22 protein-coding genes and 3 pseudogenes are annotated in these 24,669 nt (G+C 35.8%); 8 read left to right on the plus strand and 17 right to left on the minus strand.

Annotated features, from left to right (window positions below):
* The first annotated feature begins 444 nt into the window (after positions 1-444).
* Positions 445-1,137 carry a DUF421 domain-containing protein gene (locus ACQKFG_RS02165; RefSeq protein WP_349728948.1) on the plus strand — a complete coding sequence of 231 codons (693 nt, stop codon included), beginning with the start codon at positions 445-447 and terminating at the stop codon, positions 1,135-1,137.
* A gap of 126 nt (positions 1,138-1,263) precedes the next feature.
* On the opposite strand, the gene ACQKFG_RS02170 is transcribed toward ACQKFG_RS02165, so the two are convergent.
* The 3 genes from ACQKFG_RS02170 to ACQKFG_RS02180 all read right to left on the minus strand — a co-directional run bounded on the left by ACQKFG_RS02170 (position 1,264) and on the right by ACQKFG_RS02180 (position 3,486).
* The gene (locus ACQKFG_RS02170; RefSeq protein ID WP_098371262.1) at positions 1,264-1,788 is read right to left on the minus strand and encodes a type 1 glutamine amidotransferase domain-containing protein; all 525 of its coding nucleotides are present in this window, start codon (positions 1,786-1,788) and stop codon (positions 1,264-1,266) included.
* Positions 1,789-1,880: 92 nt separating this feature from the next.
* Positions 1,881-2,618 (minus strand): tRNA pseudouridine(38-40) synthase TruA, encoded by a 738-nt coding sequence (gene truA / locus ACQKFG_RS02175; RefSeq protein WP_192203755.1) that lies wholly within the window; start codon positions 2,616-2,618, stop codon positions 1,881-1,883.
* A 547-nt stretch (positions 2,619-3,165) separates the two neighbouring features.
* Positions 3,166-3,486, minus strand: coding sequence for a hypothetical protein (locus ACQKFG_RS02180; RefSeq protein WP_192203754.1), 321 nt, complete (start codon positions 3,484-3,486; stop codon positions 3,166-3,168).
* 506 nt (positions 3,487-3,992) lie between these two features.
* Here ACQKFG_RS02180 and ACQKFG_RS02185 point away from each other — a divergent pair.
* A complete protein-coding gene (locus ACQKFG_RS02185) occupies positions 3,993-4,994 on the plus strand; it encodes an SMI1/KNR4 family protein (protein WP_427555851.1) in 1,002 nt (333 codons plus the stop codon).
* Positions 4,995-5,236: 242 nt separating this feature from the next.
* Here the strand turns inward: ACQKFG_RS02185 and ACQKFG_RS02190 are convergent, their stop codons facing one another.
* Both ACQKFG_RS02190 and ACQKFG_RS02195 read right to left on the minus strand, forming a co-directional pair.
* Positions 5,237-5,584: a VOC family protein gene (locus tag ACQKFG_RS02190; RefSeq protein ID WP_349729243.1), complete on the minus strand. Its 348-nt coding sequence runs from the start codon at positions 5,582-5,584 to the stop codon at positions 5,237-5,239.
* Between the two features lie 473 nt (positions 5,585-6,057).
* A pseudogene (locus ACQKFG_RS02195) lies at positions 6,058-6,222 on the minus strand (IS110 family transposase); the annotation flags it as partial.
* Positions 6,223-6,351: 129 nt separating this feature from the next.
* Here ACQKFG_RS02195 and ACQKFG_RS02200 point away from each other — a divergent pair.
* Positions 6,352-6,465: pseudogene (locus ACQKFG_RS02200) on the plus strand (YjcZ family sporulation protein); the annotation flags it as partial.
* A 226-nt stretch (positions 6,466-6,691) separates the two neighbouring features.
* Here the strand turns inward: ACQKFG_RS02200 and ACQKFG_RS02205 are convergent.
* From ACQKFG_RS02205 to ACQKFG_RS02225, 5 genes and pseudogenes are all read right to left on the minus strand, one after another.
* The gene (locus tag ACQKFG_RS02205; RefSeq protein ID WP_427555854.1) at positions 6,692-8,044 is read right to left on the minus strand and encodes a peptidoglycan-binding protein; all 1,353 of its coding nucleotides are present in this window, start codon (positions 8,042-8,044) and stop codon (positions 6,692-6,694) included.
* Between the two features lie 30 nt (positions 8,045-8,074).
* On the minus strand, positions 8,075-8,335 hold the full coding sequence (locus ACQKFG_RS02210) for a twin-arginine translocation signal domain-containing protein (RefSeq protein WP_427555857.1): 261 nt from the start codon (positions 8,333-8,335) through the stop codon (positions 8,075-8,077).
* A gap of 529 nt (positions 8,336-8,864) precedes the next feature.
* On the minus strand, positions 8,865-9,281 hold the full coding sequence (locus ACQKFG_RS02215; protein WP_192203753.1) for a hypothetical protein: 417 nt from the start codon (positions 9,279-9,281) through the stop codon (positions 8,865-8,867).
* Positions 9,282-9,629: 348 nt separating this feature from the next.
* Positions 9,630-10,064 carry an HNH endonuclease gene (locus ACQKFG_RS02220; protein WP_427556733.1) on the minus strand — a complete coding sequence of 145 codons (435 nt, stop codon included), beginning with the start codon at positions 10,062-10,064 and terminating at the stop codon, positions 9,630-9,632.
* A 63-nt stretch (positions 10,065-10,127) separates the two neighbouring features.
* Positions 10,128-11,029, minus strand: a pseudogene (locus ACQKFG_RS02225) (hypothetical protein); the annotation flags it as partial.
* 751 nt (positions 11,030-11,780) lie between these two features.
* On the opposite strand from ACQKFG_RS02225, the gene ACQKFG_RS02230 reads away from it, so the two are divergent.
* Positions 11,781-14,357 carry an immunoglobulin-like domain-containing protein gene (locus ACQKFG_RS02230; protein WP_427555861.1) on the plus strand — a complete coding sequence of 859 codons (2,577 nt, stop codon included), beginning with the start codon at positions 11,781-11,783 and terminating at the stop codon, positions 14,355-14,357.
* A gap of 330 nt (positions 14,358-14,687) precedes the next feature.
* Complete coding sequence (locus ACQKFG_RS02235; protein ID WP_427555864.1) at positions 14,688-15,710, plus strand: IS1595 family transposase; 1,023 nt, start codon at positions 14,688-14,690, stop codon at positions 15,708-15,710.
* Positions 15,711-15,838: 128 nt separating this feature from the next.
* On the opposite strand, the gene ACQKFG_RS02240 is transcribed toward ACQKFG_RS02235, so the two are convergent.
* The 3 genes from ACQKFG_RS02240 to ACQKFG_RS02250 form a co-directional block, all read right to left on the minus strand.
* Positions 15,839-16,333, minus strand: coding sequence for a GNAT family N-acetyltransferase (locus tag ACQKFG_RS02240; RefSeq protein ID WP_427555867.1), 495 nt, complete (start codon positions 16,331-16,333; stop codon positions 15,839-15,841).
* Positions 16,334-16,466: 133 nt separating this feature from the next.
* Positions 16,467-16,673: a hypothetical protein gene (locus ACQKFG_RS02245; protein ID WP_427555870.1), complete on the minus strand. Its 207-nt coding sequence runs from the start codon at positions 16,671-16,673 to the stop codon at positions 16,467-16,469.
* 59 nt (positions 16,674-16,732) lie between these two features.
* On the minus strand, positions 16,733-17,617 hold the full coding sequence (locus ACQKFG_RS02250) for an AbaSI family restriction endonuclease (RefSeq protein WP_427555873.1): 885 nt from the start codon (positions 17,615-17,617) through the stop codon (positions 16,733-16,735).
* Positions 17,618-18,302: 685 nt separating this feature from the next.
* Between ACQKFG_RS02250 and ACQKFG_RS02255 the strand changes: the two genes are divergently transcribed.
* The 3 genes from ACQKFG_RS02255 to ACQKFG_RS02265 all read left to right on the plus strand — a co-directional run bounded on the left by ACQKFG_RS02255 (position 18,303) and on the right by ACQKFG_RS02265 (position 19,982).
* On the plus strand, positions 18,303-18,500 hold the full coding sequence (locus tag ACQKFG_RS02255) for a helix-turn-helix domain-containing protein (RefSeq protein WP_100533856.1): 198 nt from the start codon (positions 18,303-18,305) through the stop codon (positions 18,498-18,500).
* Between the two features lie 349 nt (positions 18,501-18,849).
* Positions 18,850-19,575 carry a tyrosine-type recombinase/integrase gene (locus tag ACQKFG_RS02260; RefSeq protein ID WP_427555877.1) on the plus strand — a complete coding sequence of 242 codons (726 nt, stop codon included), beginning with the start codon at positions 18,850-18,852 and terminating at the stop codon, positions 19,573-19,575.
* A 44-nt stretch (positions 19,576-19,619) separates the two neighbouring features.
* Positions 19,620-19,982 carry a tyrosine-type recombinase/integrase gene (locus ACQKFG_RS02265; protein ID WP_427556736.1) on the plus strand — a complete coding sequence of 121 codons (363 nt, stop codon included), beginning with the start codon at positions 19,620-19,622 and terminating at the stop codon, positions 19,980-19,982.
* Between the two features lie 366 nt (positions 19,983-20,348).
* Here the strand turns inward: ACQKFG_RS02265 and ACQKFG_RS02270 are convergent, their stop codons facing one another.
* From ACQKFG_RS02270 to ACQKFG_RS02285, 4 genes are all read right to left on the minus strand, one after another.
* Positions 20,349-20,687, minus strand: coding sequence for a YolD-like family protein (locus ACQKFG_RS02270; protein WP_427555879.1), 339 nt, complete (start codon positions 20,685-20,687; stop codon positions 20,349-20,351).
* A gap of 191 nt (positions 20,688-20,878) precedes the next feature.
* Complete coding sequence (locus tag ACQKFG_RS02275) at positions 20,879-21,991, minus strand: SAP domain-containing protein (RefSeq protein ID WP_427555882.1); 1,113 nt, start codon at positions 21,989-21,991, stop codon at positions 20,879-20,881.
* A gap of 346 nt (positions 21,992-22,337) precedes the next feature.
* Positions 22,338-22,967, minus strand: a complete 630-nt coding sequence (locus tag ACQKFG_RS02280; protein ID WP_427555885.1) for a hypothetical protein — start codon at positions 22,965-22,967, stop codon at positions 22,338-22,340.
* A 252-nt stretch (positions 22,968-23,219) separates the two neighbouring features.
* The gene (locus tag ACQKFG_RS02285; protein ID WP_427555888.1) at positions 23,220-24,380 is read right to left on the minus strand and encodes a hypothetical protein; all 1,161 of its coding nucleotides are present in this window, start codon (positions 24,378-24,380) and stop codon (positions 23,220-23,222) included.
* Positions 24,381-24,669 lie beyond the last annotated feature (289 nt).

Below are 24,669 nucleotides of genomic sequence, written 5' to 3' on the forward strand. Positions count from 1 at the left end.
TGTATTTTTGATACTATTATTCGAAGAAATTTCTTAATCGATACTAAGTAAACATATCCATCGATTTATAGAACCAAATAAAAAGAAGCAAGTAACGATATGCTACTTGCTTCCTAGATCACTTATCTTGAATGCCTGGTTTATAAGGAAGCACGTTTCATAATTAATCTGGTATACGTCATTTTTTCTTCACCTGTAATAATTAATCACATTAATCACAAAAAAATTTCAATTAGTTTCCGGACCTCTTTTATTAAAGAATCGCGCCCTTTATGGAATATCTAAATTATGGCCACGATTCAAAAAAACTTAATTCTTCTTCAACTATCTCACCCATTGAAAGACAGTTTCCTGTCTTTTTCCTTTTTAAATTACAGAATAATGGGCTTACTGTAAGAACATACTATTACGAACTGTCGGGATTTTTAAAAGGGAGAAATAGTCATGCAAGAATTTGTTGAAATCATCTTTCGACCCTTTATAGCTTTTATTTTATTATGGGTATTTGTCCATCTGCTCGGTAAACAGACGATTTCCCAAAGGACTTACCACCTTTATATCGCTTCAATTACGATGGGGACACTTGCAGGAAATCTAGCATTCAATATTAAAGTTAAATTCCTGTATCCTATCATTGCAATTATTATTATGGGTTCCATCGTTTTTATACTGAATCTTGTAGCGGTTCGAAATCCGCGCTTCGGAAAATGGATCGCTGGAGAACCCGTTGCCTTAATTCAAAAAGGAAAAATACACGAAGAGTCAATGCAGCGGATGGGGTATTCACTGGATTCTCTTAAACAGGCTTTGCGGGGAAAGGATATCTTCAATTTAGAAGAAGTGGAGTGTGCCATTTTAGAGATAAATGGCTCCCTCTCTGTATTAAAAAAAACACAATACCAAAATACCACCAAGCAGGATATAGCTTTACTGTCCTCAGCTGGAACTGTACCGATAGAGATGGTCTATGATGGGAAGATCCTATACGAAAATTTATCCAAACAAACTTACGATGACGAATGGTTAATGGCTGAGCTCAAAAAAAGGAACCTTTCTGTTTTTGACATCTCTTATGCTGTCGTAGGGACAAAAGGAAATTTGTATATAGATTTGATTAAGGATCAATCAAGGGTATAATCCATTGCCTTTCAGCGGGAATCATGATCAATTGCCGTTAAATATATCGCATTCGCGTAATTGGATGGCAGGAATAATAAAAGTGGTTTTTCCAGAAGAAAAAACCACTTTTTCAGAATATGGTGATTAACTCTTTTCAATCACGTTTATCAATTCCCTTAAATAATCCGGTAGATCAGGTGGACGCCTGCTTGACACAAGGTTACCATCTACGACGACGGGCTTATCTATCCAAGTCGCCCCTGCATTTTCCATATCATCTTTAATGCCCGGAGTACTCGTTACATTCTTCCCTTGTAAAATTTTAGCGGAGATCAACACCCAGCCAGCATGACAAATTTGCCCGATTGGTTTTTTATTTTCTTCCATGCTTTGGATAAGTGATATCACTTCAGGAAACCGGCGAATTTTGTCAGGTGCCCATCCGCCCGGTACAAGAATGGCATCATATTCTTCAGCTTTAATACTGCCATACTCATAATCAGATATAGCTGGCACACCATATTTCCCAATATACGTTTCATTCGCCTTTTCTCCAGCGAGGTGAACAATCGCTCCTTCTTCTTTTAAACGTAAAATCGGATACCAGAGCTCTAAATCTTCAAATTCATGGTGCACAAGACTGATTATTTTCTTTCCTGCTAATCTCATGAAAATCTCTCCTTTTTTCGTTCTATTCCATTACTTCCCTTTCTCTACTGCTTGTACACTTTACATGCGCTAACCGATGCATCAATATTTGTCTAAAAATCAACCTTCACCAAGTATAACCCAGCTGCCTCCGCCATACGGCCCGTTTGGATTCTTTCTTTTGACTCTAAAATGCTTGGTATATTTCCAGCATCTATTTCACCCAACCCAACTTCTATCAACGTCCCGACAATCTTTCTAACCATATTATAAAGAAATCCATCCCCTCGAACTGTAATTTGGATGAATCCGGCATCTTCTTCTATATCTATGGAATATATTTCACGCACCATGGTTTTTTTCTTAGACTTTGCATTTGAAAAAGCCGTGAAATCATGTTCACCTATAAAATGTTGACATGCTTTTTTCATTCTTGTGATATCCAGCTTTTTCTCTACATGCATACTGTATTTGCGCATGAAAGGATTTGTATATGGCTCGTTCCAGATTTTATACAAATAGGTTTTATCCTTAGCATTATAACGGGCATGAAACCGATCAGGAACTAGCCTGACCTCGACAATGCTGATATCTCTTGGTAAATACCTATTCAAATAATTCATGATTTCAGCTTCAGTCAGATTTTCACCAATCTTAAAATTGGCGATTTGAGCAAGGGCATGTACACCGGCATCCGTTCTGCTGCACCCGATGATCTCGATTTTTTCCCCCGCCATTTCCGTTAATACATTTTCTATTTTCCCCTGAATCGTATCATCACTATTACCGAGTCGTTGCCAGCCTTTATAGCGCCCGCCATCATATTGAATGGTCAATTTATAATTGTTCATTGCTTCCTCCTTATTTTATTACAGTATAGTCATCTAAACAGAAAATTCTTGATAAAATACAAGCCCCCATACAACTCCTGCTGTATGAGGGAACAGATGGTCTTTTCTTAGAAACATATTTAAATCGTTAAGGTTTTGTATCACCATGCAATGAGTTTTGTCCCTTTATCCCCTTACTTCCACAAGTCTGCAGTGAATGCAGTAAAGGAGCGCCCAAAGCTTACAGGCCCTGATTTATGTAAGATCATACATCTTATCTATGCCACTCGATAGTAAATACTAACAATCAAAGTGAAATGCACTTCTGCATAGTTTACCAAAGTGGGTAACGTCATGCAACGAACGATTCACCGTCATGCGCAGTTTCTGTACAACTTTGTGCATGAACAGGAGCTTCGATTTATTAATTGCTCAAATGACAACCAATTGTATTTGAACTATAACGTAAATTACCTTTTCAAAAACCAAAGCAGTTGTATTTTATTTTCCTATATGGGAACCTCAAAACAAAAAGACTTACCTTAAAGGTAAGCCTTTTATGGAATCATCACTTGATAAATCCATTGAGAAATTGATATAACTCTTCTAATTCACTTTCTTTTGCCACAATACAGTTAGGGTATTGTTTTATCTCTGCCACGCTGGACAATTTAAAGTCATTGGGAGTAGGGAGTCCAAAAGCACAAATCATTAAATAGTCAGCAAAGTGAATTAACCCAGTCACTGCTGACGTTTTTATGGTCATTTGCCCCATTGCTCGCCCTGCAAGCAAACCCTTCATCGCACTTTTTCCACCTGTTCTTTCTATTACTATTCTACTTTCATCTATTATTACTTTTGTTCCTGATTTTAATTCAAAAGTTTTCATCTTCTCAACCTCCTACTTGTCCTTTTATATTACAACATCTTTGTATGGAAATGGCTTATATATGTCATTTTATTGAAAATGATCTTCAACTAACCTTTCCAGATTTTTGAATAGGCTGTTTCCGCATACTTTGTTGCTATTTACCTTAAAGCGTTTTGTTTTAAAAACAACAATCTTTACGAAAAGAGCCTGTGAATAAGAAAAAGGTTGCCGCAACAAGCCTTTGTTAAAGTGTTATTATAAAGATTCATCAACAAGTTCTTTTTGGCAATAAGGGAAATATTTTGGTTCCATCATAAACTTACTCCAATTTTTCACAGTATACATCTAATGTATAGAAGTGAGCGTTATGAGTTTAGCCTTGTTAATGAAGGCTGTTTTCGTAAAAGATTACTGCCTAAAAAATAAGGAATCATTCTTTTGTAGTATGATATTGAAAGTTCGTACAAGAAAGAATCAACCACTTGCAATTCTAATATTAATTAAACATCTATGAGGTGAATTTTTTGGTAAAAAGTATATGGGAAGCAAGTAATGACGAGTATATGTTACAACCATTAACAGACGAAATCATAAAAAAAGCAGAAGAATTATTTAATGTAACGTTACCAAACTCGTACATTGCTATTCTTAAGCAACAAAATGGGGGGCAGCCTATCTGTAATGCTCACCCTTCTCCTGTTCCAACGGTCTGGGGTGAAACTTTTGTTATAGTGGAACACATTAAAGGGATTGGTGCCGGGAATGGAATCCTTGAAAATGATTATTACATAAAAGAGTGGGAACTGCCGGAAGGACTAATTTTATTCAATGGAGACGGTCATACTTGGCTCGCATTTGATTACCGCGATGCCACCTCTGCTCCCCCCATTGTTTATGTAGACGTTGATTTGGAAAAAACCATACAAATTGCAAATAACTTTGAAGAATTTCTAAAAAACCTATACGTTGAAAATGAGGAATTTGATTTTGAGGGAATGGAAGTAAGGGTATACAGTAAACAAGAATTTGAAACGTTTATACAAGAAGATAATATAGATGAATTAATATATGCTATACCGGACCTAGCACAAGGCGATGTGGATTTGAAGTGGTTTGGAAATCAACTTTTAACTTTAAGTAATTATCACGACGAAAATGTGAGAAGAATGGTTGCTAACAGTGTTTGGAATTCTCTTACATATAGATTGGATGATGAAATTCTACATTCATTGATAGAAAATTTTAAGAATGATGATAGTGAAGTTCGAATGTATGCTGAACTTGCTCTTGAACAAATGAACTATTCATATGAACAGCTAAAAGAAGATGTCTATAAGAGAGAAAGGGTCGGTTTTGCTTTTCAAGATATAATATATCACGTCAACGAACATTCCAATCAATGGCATCTATCTGACTACCAATCTGATTTGCAATCGTTTGATTCGATAGAGGAGTTATTAGAACAATCCATGTTTGACGGGAAGTCATTACAAGAAGTATGGAGCCATATTAAAAAGGTTTATTAGGCTATTCGTTATCTGTTGGCTAAGTCTCTATCGAATAAGTCTACAGTCCCTGTGGCAAATGTTGATACTTGATAAAACAAAAAAGCTGTCCGGTTCCGGAGAGCTTTTTCCTCTGGTTTATAATAAATAAGGACATAATCATTAACAGTGCCTAAGAAATCGACCGATATAAACGGACATTGTTTGTAAGCTTACTGAACTAAAGCACCCTTTAGTTCAACAACAATATTTATTATTATCCATCACTTCTCCCAAAGCTCTATACGTCTTCCATCTGGATCTTCAATCCAAATAAACTTTCCAAATTCATTAATCGTCTTTTCCATAACAAGGGGAACACCCACTTTTTCTAGATGTTTGATACTGTCATCCAAATTTTCCACTTGAAAGTTTAACATCACTTGTTGTTCTGTCGGAAAATAGCGGTCATTTTCAGAAAAGAAGGAAAAGATAGTTTCATTGCCTGATTGTGGTGTAATAATGGTGCCATTCCAATTTTCAATTTCAATTTTCAGGACTTTACTGTACCATTTTTTTATATCCTCTAGATTTTTAGTCCTCCAAAAGATTCCTCCAAAACCCTTTATTATCATTAGAATCCCCTTCCTATCCCGTTAGTTATTAATTTAAATTCTAGTTTTGATAGCGAATTCCTTCTTTCACTACCCTGCCTCTATAAACCTTGATGTTTCAACGGTTTGCACCACTCGGTGTATTTGGGGAATTTTTTTATCCTATTTTTAAACAGAGTATTGAAATTATAGTTTTTATCACTAAATTGAGCGTACGCTTCGCTAAAACTAATGGAAATCATTAGCTATTTTCTCCACTATGTGATGCACAATAGATCTCTGCGAAATCTTTGATGACGTACCCTCCCAAGTCTCTTAGGGACATTTGCGCTTACATTCCTTCGTTCGGTCTATTTATAAGGCAGAGTCCTGCTAAGCTGCCCCGGGGACTTTTGGTCTTAGTTTAGTAATGTTGCGGGCTTCTCCGTGTCATCCTTCTTGTTATAAATCGATAGTTAGAAATTCTTACGCTGCCTCTGAGAGCAGTATAGATCCTTAATGACTAATGCATCTTTTTTATCGTTCTTTGTCGGTACATTATCGTCCAGTTCCTTCGATCGTTTGACATGCATTGGATTCACCATGACTAGTGTTATGCCGTAATGATCTAAGAAATTAGCTAAGTTCATCCAGTAGTGGCCTGTTGGCTCAATACCTGTGGTCCTACCAGCAAAACGCGAAAAAAATACGATAAGGAAAATATTGTAAAAAAAAAACAATAGTTATTGGCTGTGAATCTACCATTTAAATAATTTCCTCCTTAAAAACAATTAAGGAGATGTCTTATGTCAGGTTGTGAATCAAGATGTGACGACGGTTTTGGATTTGGTGGAGGTTTCGCCTTTATAGTCGTTTTGTTTATACTCTTAATCATTGTTGGAGCTAGCTTTGTCGGTGGATCCGGCGGCCGTGGCTATGGTTACGGGGGCGGTTACGGAAGCTGCTGCTAAAAATAGTATGAAAATAGCCGACCATTATTGGTCGGCATCTTCAAATTGATTCCTATTTCTAGGGAATGATAGCTAATTTGAAAACTCTAATTATGGTCCAGACGACAAAACGCGAAAAACTATGATAATACATTCCATGTAAAATAAAACCCAGAATTTCCTTCAAAGCAAAATTTCAAGCAAAGAGCTTTTGCCATGTTGAAGGACCAGGAATGCCATCCGCATCACTTCCAGACCAACCTTGAGCACGTTGGAAAGCAGCGCAAGCTTGACGGTCAGCCTCACTCCACTTTGGACCTGCTCCGACAGAATAATACTGACTATACCCTTTGTTAATTAATCTTTTACCAAGGGTAGTAACATATTCGTTATTTGCACCAGGGCCAAAGAAATGGCTTCCGGGAAATATCGAAACATTTGGGGTGCTACCTACTATATCAAACAATCTTTGCCATGTCGTAGGACCCGGATATCCATCTGCATCGTTGCCTGTCCAACCTTGTGCTCTTTGGAACTCTTGACAGTTTAGGCGATCTGCTTCACTCCACGCAGGACCCGGTCCAACGGTATAGTGTCGACCGAATCCAGTCTTTACTAACTGAACGCCCAATAATTTTACGTATTGGTTAGAGGCTCCAGCCTTAAAATATTGTGCACCTGGAAATGCTGGCGGCCAGTCGCTTCCACCACTTCCGCCACCACCATAATAGATGGCACTAAGCCGCTCCCATGTGGATTTTCCAGGAATACCATCTGCGTCACTTCCACTCCAACCTTGTGCTCTTTGAAAGGCTGCGCATGCTTGCCGGTCTGTTTCAGTAAAGCGAGGACCTGCACCTACTTGATAAAAATTACCATATCCCGCTTTTATTAGCATTTTCCCTAATAGCGTTACATAGTTATTATAGGCACCAATATAGAAATACCTTGCTCCTGGGAATGATGTGGGGTTATCCACAGTTCCACTGTTACCGTAAGGAGGTGGTACCGGCTTTACGCCCCCAGGGGATCCGCTGCTATAAAATTCATAGTAAGGAAGAGCAAATCCCACTATTTTCGAATCAGAAAGACGGCGATAACGACGAAACACGCCTTGAATTTCCTCTCCTTTAGAGGGGGTGTAAGTATTCCCTTCTACTGTAAGAACTGCTTGTTCCCCAGGATAATATTGCTCAACGATCCCTATATGAGAGTCTCCACTAAAAAAAATAAGGCATCCTGTCGCCCTGGCAACTTTCTTGGAGTCATTCCCAATATAATTGATGAATCCAGATTTAGTAAAATATTCACCAAAAGTATCATGAAACCATCGATGATCTCTTACTGCAGCACTGCGAGCAAAAAGTGGACGGTGTTCCCCATTGAATTCCATATTTCCTGATTGAGCAGCACACCAGCTCACAAAAATGGCACACCATGGCTGATTGTTTAGACCAAACCATCTCCCATACTTATTGTCATTATTATTCCCTTCTAATGTGCCAATCTGAGATATGGCTGTGTTGACCATATTAATTCGTAAAGACATAAAAACTCCCCCCTGATTTAATATTCACTTTCATTGATTTAAATTATAAATGGTCTCTACATCCATCAGGAGAACATTTGGGTCTTGAGGTAGTTCAATTTCCATTTCTAAAATTGTATCGCCCCATGAACCAGGTTCTTTAGGCAAATCTTCTGAATTAACTTCAGATGTAGCATTCGTTTCGTTTAATCCTGCTAAAGCTTTAATAGGTAAACTAGCTGCTGTCACAGTTACTAGACCAGCTCCTAAATAACCTAAAAACTTACGTCTACTTAACTTTTTCTTAGCCACTATTTCCATCCTCCCCCAATTAAACTCTATATAGGACATAGTAAATAGAATATGAAATTCATTTAGAATAATCAGATGTTCATCTTCCTTTTCCAAAATTATACTTTAATTTAAAAATAATGTAATGAGCATTTTAGATCCCTTCTAAATATAGTAAATATTACATTATTTTACAGGTGAGTAGAGGAAGGAAAAACTAGTTATTGAGGATTAATTGATAGTGGCAGGTCACCTTGAATACCAACAAATATAAGATTCCTTTTTTATGGAATGGTCGCAATGCTTAAGTGAGGGTATTGCTTTTCTTGATTAACAAATGGGCAATTAGTTCCAGGATAAATGAGGTAATATGATGGATTTTTCAGATGAATTGAACCTGTTTGCTAAGAGTACTCCTCTTTCTCTGGGTCTTGTCTTATTGGATATCAGTTTAATTTCTCAATCAAAAGTCAGATCCAGAGAGATTCTCCAAGGAGGCTTCTTTTTCTTGTTTTAGTTTAAAGTCGGGTCTCCATTTTCTTAGAGTACATTATTTTATTAGCATTTTATCTAATTCACGAACTTTATCATATGACTCCAATAGTTGTTCAGGTATTAATGTTCTCCCATAATCCCAAGCATTAGTTTCTATTTCAGATTTTAGCTTTTCTTTTTCTTCTTCGTGACCATACATTAAAATCCTTAAATCATGTTTGTTTTTCTTAAAATCTAAATAATAACCAATCATACGATAAAGAATAATTTTAACAAAGTCTTCCTCTGTCTCTTTAATTCTAATTTTCCCTTTATAACCGTTAACTTGAAGGTAATTGAATTTTATAGTATTGGTCGATACGTTATAACTCATAGGTGCACTTAGGTTATTGTCAAATTCATGAATAATATCCAAATTGTGCTCATTCAATGTGTTATTAATTATCTTTTCGATATCGCTTATATAAATCATTTAACTATCACTCCCCTTTTAGAGACTTACTTCATTCTAGTAGTAGATTAAATTCTTATTCCTTTATCAATATAATAAACTGTTGAGATATTAAAATCACACAGTTAAAAATTTCCGTGCACGGTATTTGGTACCCAATACATGATAGAAAAGTGGATTTTTCCGAAGAACATGATTATTACCTTTTAAAGAAAAGCCTAAAAGTGAACTGCACCCCAATTGTTAGATTCAATCAATACATATTTAACGACATTCTAGTTTAATTTTCAGGTCGGTTGGAAAGTAATCGCAATAAGGTTACATAATAAGCTGCACTTTGCGGTTTATAAACAAAGTATTAAAATCATTTTAAATTTCATCAGCCCTCTTAAAAAATTTCATTTTATCTTTTAAAGCTTTTTGAGATGGATAATATCTTTTTTCTTTTGGTAAATTTATTTTCTTTCCATTTAATGATTTATAGTATTCAGATTTTAGTAGAGAACTCACTCGCACTATATAATTTTCATCAATGATTATATAACCATCATCAAATAATTTATGTATATCAGCTCTGAGCAATAAACCATTCTGAATATGATTGCTTTCTTCCTTAACGTAAGGTTGTATGTGACACCCTTCTAGGACACCGGAAAAACTTTCATCTGTGATTACACATTTATCATAAATCTTGATTAACGAATCCTTAAAAGCAGGACCATCAATTTTTTTCTTTCTTTCAATTGTTTCAACATCACTTTTATCGTTCTCTACTAATTCAAAATCTTTAACTTTATACTCCACTAACTCTCCATATAAATCCTTAACATCTTCACTATTTATATTGTCTGTTACACCTTTATATATCCCTTTATAGTGATTTACGTTAAATCTCTCGGCCACTTTAGACCAATGATCCTTATGATTAAATTTTTGCACCGGAACGTTATTTGCCGCACTAATATCGACTGCCAATTTTACCATTCCACTGTATCGTAATGTAGCAGGAGTTACTTTACTATATTTAAAAACTTCTTTTATGATAGCTACCCTTCTGGATACTAAAAATTTACGATATCTATCCTTTTTTTCTACATTTCTTAATCCAGGGTCTACACCTCTTATAACATAGTCACTTTCTATAAGTGGACGTTTTTTAATATATCCTTTAGATTTACCATTCTTATCAAAATAATTTTTTCCTTGATTGCTCTTTTTAACAAATCTATACACTTTCCAGATACTTTTAATTCTCTTTCGCCTACTCCATCGTTTAAATACAGTGAATTCTTTTCCCAATTAATATCATTTTCTTTCAAATTTAACAATTCACTATATGCAGGCCCTTCACCTTTCCATAAGCCTTCAAATAGTAACCTAAAAGTAAGTGCGTCCTGAGCATTAACACACTGCTCTATAATTTTATCTAGCTCTGTTTCTGTTAAAATACTTCGTTCAGTTTTATCAACAAACTGCTCGTGCCAATTAGGTTCAACCAATAAAAAAGGATTGCTTTTGTCTGACCTAAAATGTTTATAAAAATTAATATAGTTAAACATCACATAATATTTAGTTCTAGAAGCATTCGCGGTTGTTGTACCCATTTGTCCCATTAATTTACCTAAATCCACTAAATTGAAATCATACAAATCCTTTCCCAATTCTTCTTCCATAGGAGAACTGGCAGCAAAAATACTACGACTTTGCCCTCCATAACTATTTTTCATATGCTCTATAAAATCCGTTTTAACTTTGTCGTTATAAAACATCAAATCCCCCCAATTTTAATTCTTCATTACAACTAAAAGGCTCCCAATTATTAAGTAAACATAGACTTTCGAACCATTGGTTTGCTTTACAGAGTATTTACCAGCCTTACGATACCTTGTCTGCTCCAATCATTTCATATCATTCATATGGTAAAAATTATACTTTCCGGACCCGAAGCGATCATACATAAAATTTCATTCAATCGATTCTTTCACCGTTTAAAGTTTTATAAATGCCATCATATAAGCTCCTTACCCTTGGTTTAGCATTGCAAATAAAGCTACCTTGATTTGCTCCAGTAATTCGGGATCAATATTTAATTTCTTCAATAAAACCAGCTCCCTATCCCCTTTATTTGTATATTTTAACGAATACCACAAAATTAAAGCAGTACGTTAAATAAGAGATTGGGGGCAGAATCCAAGTCTCTATCTTTTTACGCAAATCCAAAGCCTATCTTAGATAAATAGTCCATAAAACCCATTATATGACGTACCAATCCGAAGTATAATAGGTTAGAAGAATCACGACTATTTTACAATAAGAAAAAAATGCCAACCATAACTAAGTGATTATACCCAAAATGGATAATTTCATTTCGGTTTATAACGATTTCAAAGAAAAGCAGGATAATTAATTCTTTTTTACTAGATATTATATGAAGTAGCTGAGGATGAAAAAAGACTCTTGCCAATAGGCTTTGGAACCGCTTATCGGTTAAGCATTGGATCTATAGGAGGGTCTTAAAAAATGAAGAGGATATTGTATAGCCTGATCGGTCTTGTTGTTCTTATTATTCTTTTGGTGCCAACTAGCGGTATGGCGGCAGCAGATACCAAAAAACCAACGATTTCAGGTGCTGCCAATACTACGGTTTATTTGAATCAAACTTTCAATCCAAAAAAAGGTGTCACAGCCAAGGATAATGTTGATGGAAATATCACCAGTTTGATTGGAATTTCAGGTAAGGTTGATACAAAAAAAATTGGGAAATACACGCTAACATATAAAGTAACCGACTCAGCGAAGAATACAACTACTACAAAGCGAGTTGTTACCGTCAAAAAAGACACGACCGTTCCAACCATCACTGGGGCCACTAATAAAACAGCCTATCTTGGATATTCCTTTGACGCGAAATCCGGTGTGAAGGCAACGGATAACGCAGACGGTACCATTACTTCTAAAATCAAGATTACCGGACAGGTCAACACAAAAAAAGAAGGAACCTACAAGTTGAAATATTCTGTGACGGACAAAGGAAAGAATACAAGAACGGTCACTCGTGTCATTACGGTTAAAAAGGATAAAGAAAAACCAAAAATCACAGGAGCTACCAATAAAACTGTTTATAAGGGATATTCATTTAACACCAAAACAAGTGTATCAGCTACAGACAATGTTGATGGAAACATTACGAGCAAAATCACCGTCAGTGGTAAAGTAAATGTTAACGAAGTGGGAATTTACAAGCTCCAGTATACCGCAAAAGACAAAACCGGTAATAAGACGACCGTAACACGTACCATTACAGTTAAAACGGATACGACCAAACCACAAATTACCGGTGCGGGTGATACTACCATTATTTATGGTACGTCCTTTAATTCAAGGACCGGTGTGAAAGCTACGGATAATTTAGATGGAACCATCACCAGTAAGATAACGTTAACCGGTAGCGTAAATGTGCTGAAGGTTGGAACGTATAAGCTGGTTTACAGTGTAAAGGACAAGACAGGCAATACAACAACTGTAACACGCACTATTAATGTAGTCGATAAAGTAAAGCCTACGCTGATGGGTACAGGACTAAAGGATACAACGTTTGCAATCGGTAGTTATGATTATTTTCCCCTTTTATACGGAATCACATCTTATGATAATGCTGACGGGAACCTTACCTCAGAAATCAACGTAGAGGGTACAGTGAACGTTGATAAGGCTGGAATCTATACTTTAATTTATTCCGTCACTGATAAATCAGGGAACAAGACGACCGCTGAACGTAAGGTTACGGTTATAGACAATATCGCTCCAAAAATTAGTGGAGTCGCTGACCGAAAAGTCTTATATTTTGATCATTTTGATCCGATGGAAGGGGTCACTTCTTCAGATAATAATGATGGAGATCTCACCTCCAAAGTGGTTGTTAAAGCTATCGGCGAGAAGTTAAATACTTCAGATTTATCTCTTTCGGGCACTTTCACATATGAGTACTCTGTGTCTGATGAAGCTGGCAATACCACAACCGTAAAGCGTCAAGTAATTTTAACGTATCGACAAGCGGAGTTTTTTGGAACAAATGATGTGAAAATAAATATAGGTGAAACGTTCAACCCGTTAAAAGGAGTAACTGCTACAGATTACGCGAGTGGAGAAGATGTCACCTCTTTAATTAAAGTGAGTGGAGATGTAGATGTAAACTACATAGGTACCTATACAATAATCTACAATATTTCAGAGAAAGGAATAAGATCGGGAATTTACCGCAGAGTAACGGTCGTTGATAACATCCCTCCAGTTATTACCGGGGTACAGGATTGGACAGTTGATCAAAATTCTAGTCTGCCAAATTTACTAAAATGGGTTGAGGCAAATGACAACATTGATGGGGATTTGACAAGAAAAATCACTGTTGATACGCAAAATGTGGATACTAAAATCGAAGGAGAATATATCGTTACGTATTCTGTTACAGATAAAATGGGGAATAAGGCAGAAGTTCAATCTACCATTACTGTCAAGAAGGTTCCAGTGACAGAAGTAAAGATTTCTGATATTGATTACATCGTAAAACCAGGAGCTCCATTTTACCTGCATATCGATGCCTACCCAAAAAACGCTAGCTTTCCAGAGGTAACTTCTTGGGAATCTTCTGATGAAACTATTGCTACTGTTGATGAAGAAGGCTACGTAAAACCCTTAGCGGACGGAACAGTTACGCTTACCGCTACAGTGGATGGTGTCAAAGACTCAATCACAATTACTGTTTCCGGGAGACCCGATCTCCGTTTCTTTACCGGGGGGTGGGAAGCCGATCCTAGTACTAGGTATCTGCGAATTGACAAAATGGATTTCGATGCTATTAATGATGGCGAAGTACCAGTCACTATAGATAGCGTTAAAATTTATGATCCTAACGGTTCTTCTCCAGAGGAGTTAGTTAAGTTGGATTTTGTTACCAACCTTACACCGTCATCCAGGACGAATGTGAGTATCGATTTTGAAGAAGGGAAAGGCCCCCTTATAAAGGACGGTAGGCTTTCTATTTTTGCTACAATACCAAACGGCAACACCTATGAATATTCAATAAAGTTTAGAGACTAAATGTCAAAGCATTTCAACAAGAAGGAGCAACAGATTGTATATCTGTTGTTCTTTTTATATTGTTTGGACCTACTGCAAAATGGGGATGCTGATCTTCAGCTAGCGGACCCGTTTGTTCTATAAAGAGATTTGTAACTGTTTATTAAAAAATACAATAAATACTCTTTGAGATTTTTCCTTTTTTATAATTCTTTTTACACTTAGTGTACTTTGTAAAATTGCCTAACATTTCTATTTACAAAGGCTATGTTAAAGTTATGGGTTGATTTTGAATAAAACGAACTCTTTTGTAGTATCCTGACTGTATACAAAGCAAAAGGGGCAATTCAAATGACTTTAACGAACATAATAGCTAATATTTCTTCCTTGAATGATAAGGACAAAGAATACATTTTAGATTATCTAACTCGTCATTTCTCGCCGTCTACCTCACAACAAGGAGCTTTAATCGGTGAATTGCGAGAGAGAAAGTTTTCTTATGGTTTTCATTGTCGGCATTGTGGAAGTACTTCAGTGGTTCGTTACGGGAAGCGAGAGGGTCGTCAACGTTATAAGTGCAAAGACTGTTATAAATTAAGCAGTGATTTGACCAACTCCCCTATGTATCGTTCGAAAAAGGCAGATAAATGGATTCCATTTATAGAGTGTATGTTGAATGGTCTATCACTTCGTGAAACAGCTTCACAAATTGGCATCACTCACGTAACCGCTTTTTACTGGAGGCATAAAGTGCTGTCTGCTCTCGCAAAAGAAAGTATCGGTATTTTTGAAGGACTAGTAGAAGTAGATGAAACATACTTCTTAGAAAGCCATAAAGGACGAAGAGTGATTCCGAATCGCAAACCAAGAAAACGTGGCGGTTCTGCTTCCAAAAGAGGTATTTCCAATGAACAAATCTGTGTATTAGTAGCTAGAGACCGAAACAAAACAACCCTTTCAAAACGGGTCGGTTCAGGCAGGATTCTAATGGAACAAATTGATACCACCCTTACATCGCATTTTAAGAGTGATACGGTGCTTATTTCTGATGCTCACAATTCTTACAAATCTTATACGTCTAGTAACGATGTGGAGCACGTCATCATAAACGGCAGTAAGAAAGAATATGTAAAGAAAGGCATCTACCACCTCAATAATATTAACAATTACCATTCCCATTTAAAGAAATGGATAAGTCGTTTTAATGGTGTTTCTACGAAGTATTTACAACTTTATTTAGTGTGGTTTCAATTCCTCGACAATAGAAAAATGGAAAGTGATTTGAGTAAGAAAAAGCAAATGCTTATCTTGGCCAGTGTTTATGGAACTTGGGAAACCGCAGATAAGTTAAGACTGAGAGACTTTTCATTTTGAGTGCCTAATGTCTTTTTATTGGAAAGTAAAAACTAACATAAAAAATGAGCTGGTAAATGTGTCTCCAAGCTCATTGTATTTTGATGTCCTTTTTTTACTAAGCACCCGTTAGTTGGAGAATAGTAGTTTTAAAAGTAACTGGGGATATCATATGTTATGGAGTCGAGACCACTTTCTTTTGAGTAGTACATACAAACACTATCTTCATATTTTTGACTTTCATTAGGTAGCACAATAAAGCCTAATTTTTTGTAAAAATTTGTCCCAATATCACTATACAGGAAAAAATTGTTACAGTTTTCTTCCTGTTCTAATTTATTTATTGTTTCTTTGACTAATAAAGAGGCATATCCATTTTTTCTTAAATGTATTGGGGTAGCGATAGAACCAATCCCTTTTACAATTAACTCTTTTGAAGGATTAAGTTCATATATGATGAGAGAGCTTAATAATTCCTCTGTATCTGTTTCTTCGAGAACGTACCATTTCCCTTTTTTGTATTTACTGGAATCTTCACACATTGTTATATATTCTTCGGATGGCATATCATCACCCCAAAAATCAAAACCCATCATATAAATCATTATCATATCTTCTTTTGTTGCTTCCCTAATTCTTTTCAAATTATCTCTCCTTATGTTGGCATTAAGCTATACAATCTCTCTTTCAACTTTTAGGTTATTAAGACCTCTATTCTTATCGCACAAACCTGCCCCGTTAGTTTAAGTGTAAACCTCCCACATACTAATTTTTATTTTAACATAAATATCCAGTTGACGATAAATCAACCTTTTCCTTTAACATAGCCTTTACAAAAAACAATCGATGATATTTTTCATCTTCGTATATATCTTTAAGCCAAGTATGATTCTTCAGCATTTCTATATTTCGACCAATTTTTCGAGTATCCAAAGAATTATCACCGAATCCTGCGGAAAGAACCCCTAAAAGAAAATCTAACATAGCTTAATTATCCCCCTAAATATATTTAACTACTTGTACAAGTAATACATAGCACCCCCTTAACGGTTCATTCGATTGTAGGGTGTTAAATCTATCTCTTCAGCAATTCGTTTAAATATCACCCTATTATCCTCGATTCGATCCCATTGAAAAATACCGACAAATTGATACTTATAAGTTCCAAATACGGGGTCTTTAACCTTCATAAAAGTAATTCGATTTCTTTGGGTACCCTCAGGGAGATTATAAGGTGTATAATCACTTTCCATTCTTTTTTCTTCAATTTCTGTCCAATCTTGATTAAAAACGTTAATCCAACCCCGAGCATTTGAAACTTTCCCTTTCCCAGTATCAAAAGAAAGCTGGGGGAACCACATCATATACTGTTCATTAAACTTCCAATAAGCTCTTTGTATACCCTTATAATTCTTCCCTAGGCAACGCATTGCCTCAGTAATTGTACTGAATGTGTACTCATCATAAATGGATAATACCCCATTCTTGATCGCTAACTCTGCATAATCTACATCTTCAGACCAAGAAATAATCTTGCTGTTAGAAGCCATTTTATTGATTAGTTGAACGATTTCTTCAATTTTTGTATGTATCGCTTCTATTGATTCGGTAGCATCTACTCGTTCGATTCTGATTTCATTTTCCTTAACTGCTTGATACATTTTCCCAATTTCTAAAGTTCGGATTTCATCATTAAGTTCGTTCCTTATGTGAAATCCCTCGTCACATTCAATCCCTAAATGAATCTGTGGAAAATATAGATCAATCAAAGCATATTTACCATCAGCCCTTTTTATATATTGTTGCGTGACAGGTTTTAAATCTAAGCGATTTAACCTATTCCAAATTCTGTTTAAAATATAATTCTCGTAGTCTTTTCTTTTAGTTCTGGAAAATGTTCGAACTAAATATTCTCTTTTCGCAACCATCATTTTCCCCCACGTTGTTCATTCTAGTTTGTTTGTATCAGACATTTGATAAACCTTAATGGAATCTCCTAAATCTCACACCGGAAAAATAAAAGAGATCGTTTACAGGCATCATATCACCACAAAATACACTTTTCCCTTTAAGTCTCTCAAAAAAAAGAACCTGAAAAGCTGCAAATATTGAAGAAAAGCCCTACAAGTTATAACCATCTTTACTCTAAATGACTGTTATTTTTAGTATATTAGTCATTCTTCAACTAGTCTGTTCCCTTATAAAAAATCTACAGCATTCTTTTACAAAGCCGAACAAAAATAAAATGGACTGAGCTACAATCCTTCACGAAAAAGAAAAACCACCCCGCGTCGCAAGCATAGGTGGTTAATCTCGCTAAAGTCTTTATTTTTATTATATCCTATTTTTCCCCACGCTATAAACTAACTGTTTTAAGAAGCTGTAGTACGGATCATTCGATCTTGATTTGGAGATAGCTGACCACCTACCTATTACTTAGCTCGATAAATTTCCCCTTCCAACTCATAACATTAATTCAATCTTAATAACGTTTTTTCGGATAACCCTTGAAAACGGAAAATCTAAAAAAATATAATGTCTCTGAATTAAATAAGTAAGTTCAAATTAATTACTATTAAACTAATATATTAGAACTAAGAGGAGAAAAAAATTATGCCTAAAAACATCGAAGATTATCCAATGATTCTAACAGCCGTACATTTATCTGAAATTTTGATGGTATCTAAGCCAACCGCTTATGAGTTAATGGAACAAAAATCATTTCCACTTATTAAATTAGGGCGCAGCAAACGTGTGCTCCGTGATGAGTTTTTTAATTGGCTGACCCAACAACAAGTGAGCAGCTTATAAAACCGGAAGTTCGTAGTGGTCATATCAATGAACTACTTACTTCCCTTACATAATTATTATCAAACATTTACGGTGGTTAGCATAATGAGAGGTAGCTCAAAAAAGAGAGGAAACTCTTGGACATATAGGAGATTTTGAGAAAAATTCGCTAACAGGTGAATGTAGACAAAAAATAAAAAGCAGATTCATACGCCAAAAAGATACACGAGCAATACTTTTCAAGCTGCAATCTGAAAACTAGAGGAAAAGAGCGGCTTATAGAACGGAAAGTAAGTGGTCAAACTGATACTAGACCACTTGCTTTCCATTGTTCAAACACGAACTATAATAGGATATGGGGGCAAGCAAAATGAAAGGCACTGTTAAACAAAGAGGAAATACTTGGACATATATTATGGATATAGGCCGAGACCCTATTACGGGTAAACGAAGGCAAAAAACAAAAGGCGGGTTCTCTCGAAAAAAAGATGCACAAGCTGCTCTTCGAAAGATTCAGACTGAACTGGATGAAGATCGATTTGTCGATCCGAGCAAAGAATCCTTTTCATCCTATATGGAATTTTGGTTTACGTCCCATTATCAAAAAAGGATTAAAGAAACAACGGCCTCAAGCAGAAAGTATTTGATGGATAAGCACTTAATACGGGAAAACCCTTTTGCCAACAAAATGCTTTCAAAAATTACGACCGAAGATATCGATGCTTTTTATAACCTCAAATTAGATGAGGAGTATAGTACAAGTACCATTCGAAAATTACACCAGTTGTTAAATCAGTCCTTCGGTCAAGCTGTAAAGTGGAAAAAGATTAGTTTCAATCCGGTGATCAATGCTGATCCACCCTCCGTGAAAAAAGAAGAAATGAAGATATGGTCCTTTGATGAGATTGATTCGTTCCTTAATCAATGCAAAGGGGAACGACATTATCTAACCTTCTTACTCGCCATTTATACGGGTATGAGGAAAGGTGAGCTCCTTGGGTTAAAATGGAGCGATATTGACTTTGAAAAAAAGTCATCCGGATACAACGGTCCCTTTCTCACATTCCTAATAAAGGGTATCAATTATCCACGCTGAAAACGAAAAAATCAAAACGGCAGGTTCCGATTCAAGATTTCCTGATCAAGGCATTAAAGGCTCATAAGGAACGTCAAGAAACCCAGAGAAAAAGACTTCGGGAACAGTATCAAGACCAGAACTTAGTCATTTGTACGGAGATTGGCACCTTTCAAGATCCACGGAACGTGTTACGTGTGATGAAGCGTATAAGTGAAGCGGCTAACGTAACACCCATTCGGTTTCACGATATCCGGCACACACACGCTTCCGTCTTAATTTCTGAAGGGGTAGATATCGTCAAAGTACAAACTCGTTTAGGACATTCGAAACCTAGCATCACGTTAGAGCATTACGCCCATATGATGCCAAACCAAGATGATGAAGTCGCTGATATTTTCCACAACGCACTTCAGAAGTCTCGTTAGCAAAATGTGAGCAAATCACTATCATTGATCTAAACGCATCCCGTAAGACAAAACAAAAAAAGGCCCAAATCCTTGTTATATCAAGGATTTAAGCCTTTGTTAGTTGATGACCTGTGAGGGATTCGAACCCACGTTCGGTAAAAATTACGTAACTTTGGACGCCTATTTAATCGCTTGTTGAAACGGTCATTGAACGGTCATTCGACCTATTATGGCGATTGTACCACTTTCTTACTAGCAGAGTCAAGGACATTGGAAGTAAAATCCAAAGGGCTCAAATTTAAAATTGACGATTCACAAAAACGTTTCAAAGTGGGGGGTGAGGAAATCTCTTATCAGCGAAAAAGCCGAGCTACAGTCGGGTACTTATTCGATAACTTCTACGGCAATTATCTCCGCCATCTTTAAGCGTTCCACTTCGTCAGTTTCCGTTTTCAGGCGCACTTCCTTATGTATAGGATCGATGTAATGTATGCGTCCAACTATTTCGTGATTAAAGCCGTCCACCCACTTCGTAATCTTCACCGCAAAATTATATTCCATTGAGTAGCAAATCCGCTGGTCGAACTCTTCATACTGAAACTCGTCTATAATCGGTTTTTGTTGTCGATGATAATCCGTATCCAAATCACGCAGCATCTTCGTATATTCCGGTAGAAAGGCAGCAGGCGCCCACTTTAGTTTTCCGCGGTCACGTAACGTCATATCCATCATTCCCCTCGTATGGATAACGATATTATAACACGAACAAACGTTCTGTAAACATACAAAAGAAAACCCCGAATTAATTCGAGGCTAAGCGTACTTCAAGATTACGAATGAACTGACATAAATCTGAAATTTCAATTATGTAACCATTCTTGTCAAGCCAGGGCGATACCACCGATTCATTCGTATTATCCCGTGTAATCAATCGGGAACTCTAGTCCATATTTATTGCGAAAGGGCTCTTCGTTCATAGTTTTATTTAATCGATCGTATGCGTTAAACAACGCCTTTTCTACATTATCATCTTCATCTTTTAATGAGTAAGTAAGACAACGCAAACACTCTTCTGACGTTAAATAGTGATACTTTAAACCCGGGCTTGTTTTATCCCACGTATCAACAAAAAAGTCTTGTATATCCGATTCATCGTATTCTAAAATCTCAATTAACTTTTTAATCTGATGCTTCGAAGGTACCTCGTACATCATCAATTTGGGGTGATCTAAACGAGAACTGTTACTCAATCCGCTTAGGTCGATTATGTATACTCTTAAATAGTGAAATAACGAGTCCTTATATTTTCTCTCTCTTTCTAACTGCCTTGCCATATTAAGTATATCATTACGCATTAAACCGTATTTAAATTCTTCCGCATGTTTCATGTACGCTTTTTGAAACAAAGCCCACGAAACATCCCCGTTCTTCGGTTTATAGCTTAGTTTGTTGACGTGTCTAATCGTGGTCGCTACGTTATACACTCCGTCTTTTGAGTCGTTACGATGTGCAGGAACGATATAATAATACTCCTCCAGGACTTTATCGCCTTTTTCGGTTACTTTGAGCATTGGACTATCTATAAACGTATCTACTTCTTCATTTGTGAAGTTATCTCCGATTCTCGATATTAAATCAGCTTTGTTCCCGCTTACTTTTAACTCTTTCGATTTCAAAATTTCTTTTAATTCGGGAAGCTTTAATGAAGATAGCGATTCGATAGCCGACGCTTCTGCTACGTAACCTTCTTTTAATAACTTATATAATGAACGTTGAGCGTCGATCCCATATGTAGTTTCGAAATAGCGAGGGAATTGCGCGTCCTTGTTTTTTCCTGCTATCCAATTAATTAACAGTATTTCTCCCGGTACTAGCCCGTTCGGAAACTTTTTTGTTAGAATTGGTTCAATCACGTAAGAATATGAAACCTTTGATGATATTTTCGAAGATGCTTCCGTGTAACTTTTTGTGCTCTGCTGAGAACCATTCCCCGAAAAGACTTTCTTAATAATATTAAAGAAGCCCATGATACCCCCCTCTTTTATTTCCGTAATATGTAATTTAACTAACGCTCCCTTTTATCATCCATGTATCGTAAAAATCAGCGATTCACCACAAAGAATGAAAATGGTTAGGTAATGTCAATACTGAAAACTGACCTTAATCCAGTCACCCCTAATCCATAGACTAATTAATTAACACTCTCCTCTTTTAAAAAAATTGAGCATGGTCTTCTTAAGTATTGTCATTTTTCCATTCTTAAAAAACCTATTTTCATGGTAGTCATTAAGATAAGTTTCTTATTAAAGAGTCACACTCGATTGTTGAAAATCGTCCTGGACCATCCCTGTTTGTTATTGTCGGGATTAATCACTAATTTAAAGAAAAGTGTTTGATAGCATGCTTAACTCTCTCGCAACTCTCTAATTGAAGATATAATATATTATTTGTTTCCAGGGCTAAAAATTCAATAACTTTTAATACTGGAAGTACAATATCATTTTCGTAATCCCCCGTAATCCCATATGCCATTGGTTTAAAGTGTGCAAAATCATTTCGATACCTTATTAACTTGTCAATGGCCAATCTTTGTTCGGCCCCAATTTTTAACGTTTTACTATGTGTAAATTGCATCATATACGCTTCTGATTCACATCTTGATAATACACTATTTATATCTAGAATTTTTCCACTCATAAATGTTCCATACTGTAAAAAAGATTCGTCACTTTGATCACCATAAATAAAATCAGTATAATTTCTCTTAACTCTTTCAATAATCCTTTCTAATTCCTTTCTCTTAATAGTCTTGAATATTCTTTTACTTGGATTTGTGCCCTTTATATTACATACTCCAAAACTATATAAAGCTCCATGTAAAGAAATCATTAGCCATTTAAAACGGTGTTTATCATTACTTTCATTAAAAAAGAATGCTGCTTTTTCTAAATAATCAATAGCATTTTCCAATTCATTTGTAGAATAAGTAATTTGTGTTTCCAAAAAAAATCTCCTTCAACACCTTAAATGGTGGTTTTTTGTTATTTTAGTTAAGCCTTGTATATATATGAAATTCTCCGTTAAGCTACTCAATCCTCTATGCCTTATTCAATTAATTAGCCCAAAAATAAAAAAGACACGATCCTAGAGAAACGTGCTCTTTGAAATAACGGAATGGGCATTGTTAAAGACTTAGGTAAAGGACTTTAGGAATCACTTATCCTTCCTTGTTGTAAGGGTATTCCCCACATGTCCTCATACAAATAAATCTATTTTACCTCTGTTACTATAATCAAAAGTAGTGTTTTTTGCGGCATTTCGTAAACTCATACCAATGGTTTTACTATAAATAATAGCATCATTTCCCTGTCGATTGGCATAAAAGGTATAAGCCATTCGAGTTTCTTCATCCCAGTTATTCCATAGATTTGGGCTTAATACCATGTTTTCCGAATACAATGGCAAGAACATTGACAAATATAACTTTATTTTATCTATCGATGAATTTTGTAGTTGATTAAATAAGTTTTGATATATTGCTTTCTCACTCTCCAAGCAACTTAATAAAATGTACGACTGTGTTTTTTCTGGAAAAACTGTTACAGCAATCCGATGCATTACTCCTTTTATAGTATGTTTTATTTTTCGACCGTCCAAATCGTAATCTGGAGCAATGTAAGCATAATTTGCAAATTTTATTTGTTCAGGCAATTTGACAACACAAGTTTTAATACCACCATGTTTCCCTGTAAGAATTTGATTATCAAAATGTTCTTTTATTGGTTCAAATTCGTTCATTTTGAGATGTAACATTCGATACATTCCTACCATTTTAAATGTATTGAATACCTCGGGGCGGTTTGCAAAACTGATTCTAAAAATATCCATAGCCATCCATTGCTTATAATATTCAAATATAAAGGCTTTATAGGCATAGACAAATTTCATTACCTCATTTGATTCATCAAAATCAGGTGCTCCTTTTTCAATTACTGCAAAAGCTATATTATCATGCAAGTCACAAAAGCAAGTTTGAGTAGTTGCATTTTTAACACTTGTTTTACTTACTTCAACGATAAGTTCCGTTTTGCCATTTTTAAGAGGAACTAACAAAGGACTTTTCTTAGAGTCTAATAAGTAAACATGCCGTTCGCTACCTCCCAGTAAAGATACTATTTTATTATTTTGCAAAGCATGAGCACCCTTAATTTTACCTTTGCAATTATTCTGGTCTGGGTGCATACAGCATTTTTTCATAGACTTTCGCATCATTTCCATTACCTGAACTTCTGGTGGTTTTTTTGATACTTGAGCTGGTAAGATTTCTTTATTTTTACAACAGTCATTATATATCTTTCCACTGCCACAAGGACAACTTTCCCATTTACTAATTCTAAAATGATTTAATAGATTCAACTTTATATCTCCATAGACCAATCTAATTCACCCCATACTCAATTTCTTTATCTATCGCACCGCCCCAAAATCAAAGTTAGTTAGATAGTTACAAAGTATTTTTGACTAAACTGCCCTTTAACTTAATAACAATCATCTCAAATATCCATTATTTCCACAATTAGTTATTCAAGAATATGGCCCAATTGTTGAACAAAGACTAAACAGCACGCTTGAACTAAACTGCCCCGTTAGTCCCATAAAAAAAGCGATCCTTCTTAATAAAGACCGCACCCGTTAGTTAATTAGC

Source organism: Peribacillus sp. NPDC076916, assembly GCF_050269675.1.
Classification (GTDB): Bacteria; Bacillota; Bacilli; order Bacillales; family DSM-1321; genus Peribacillus; species Peribacillus aracenensis.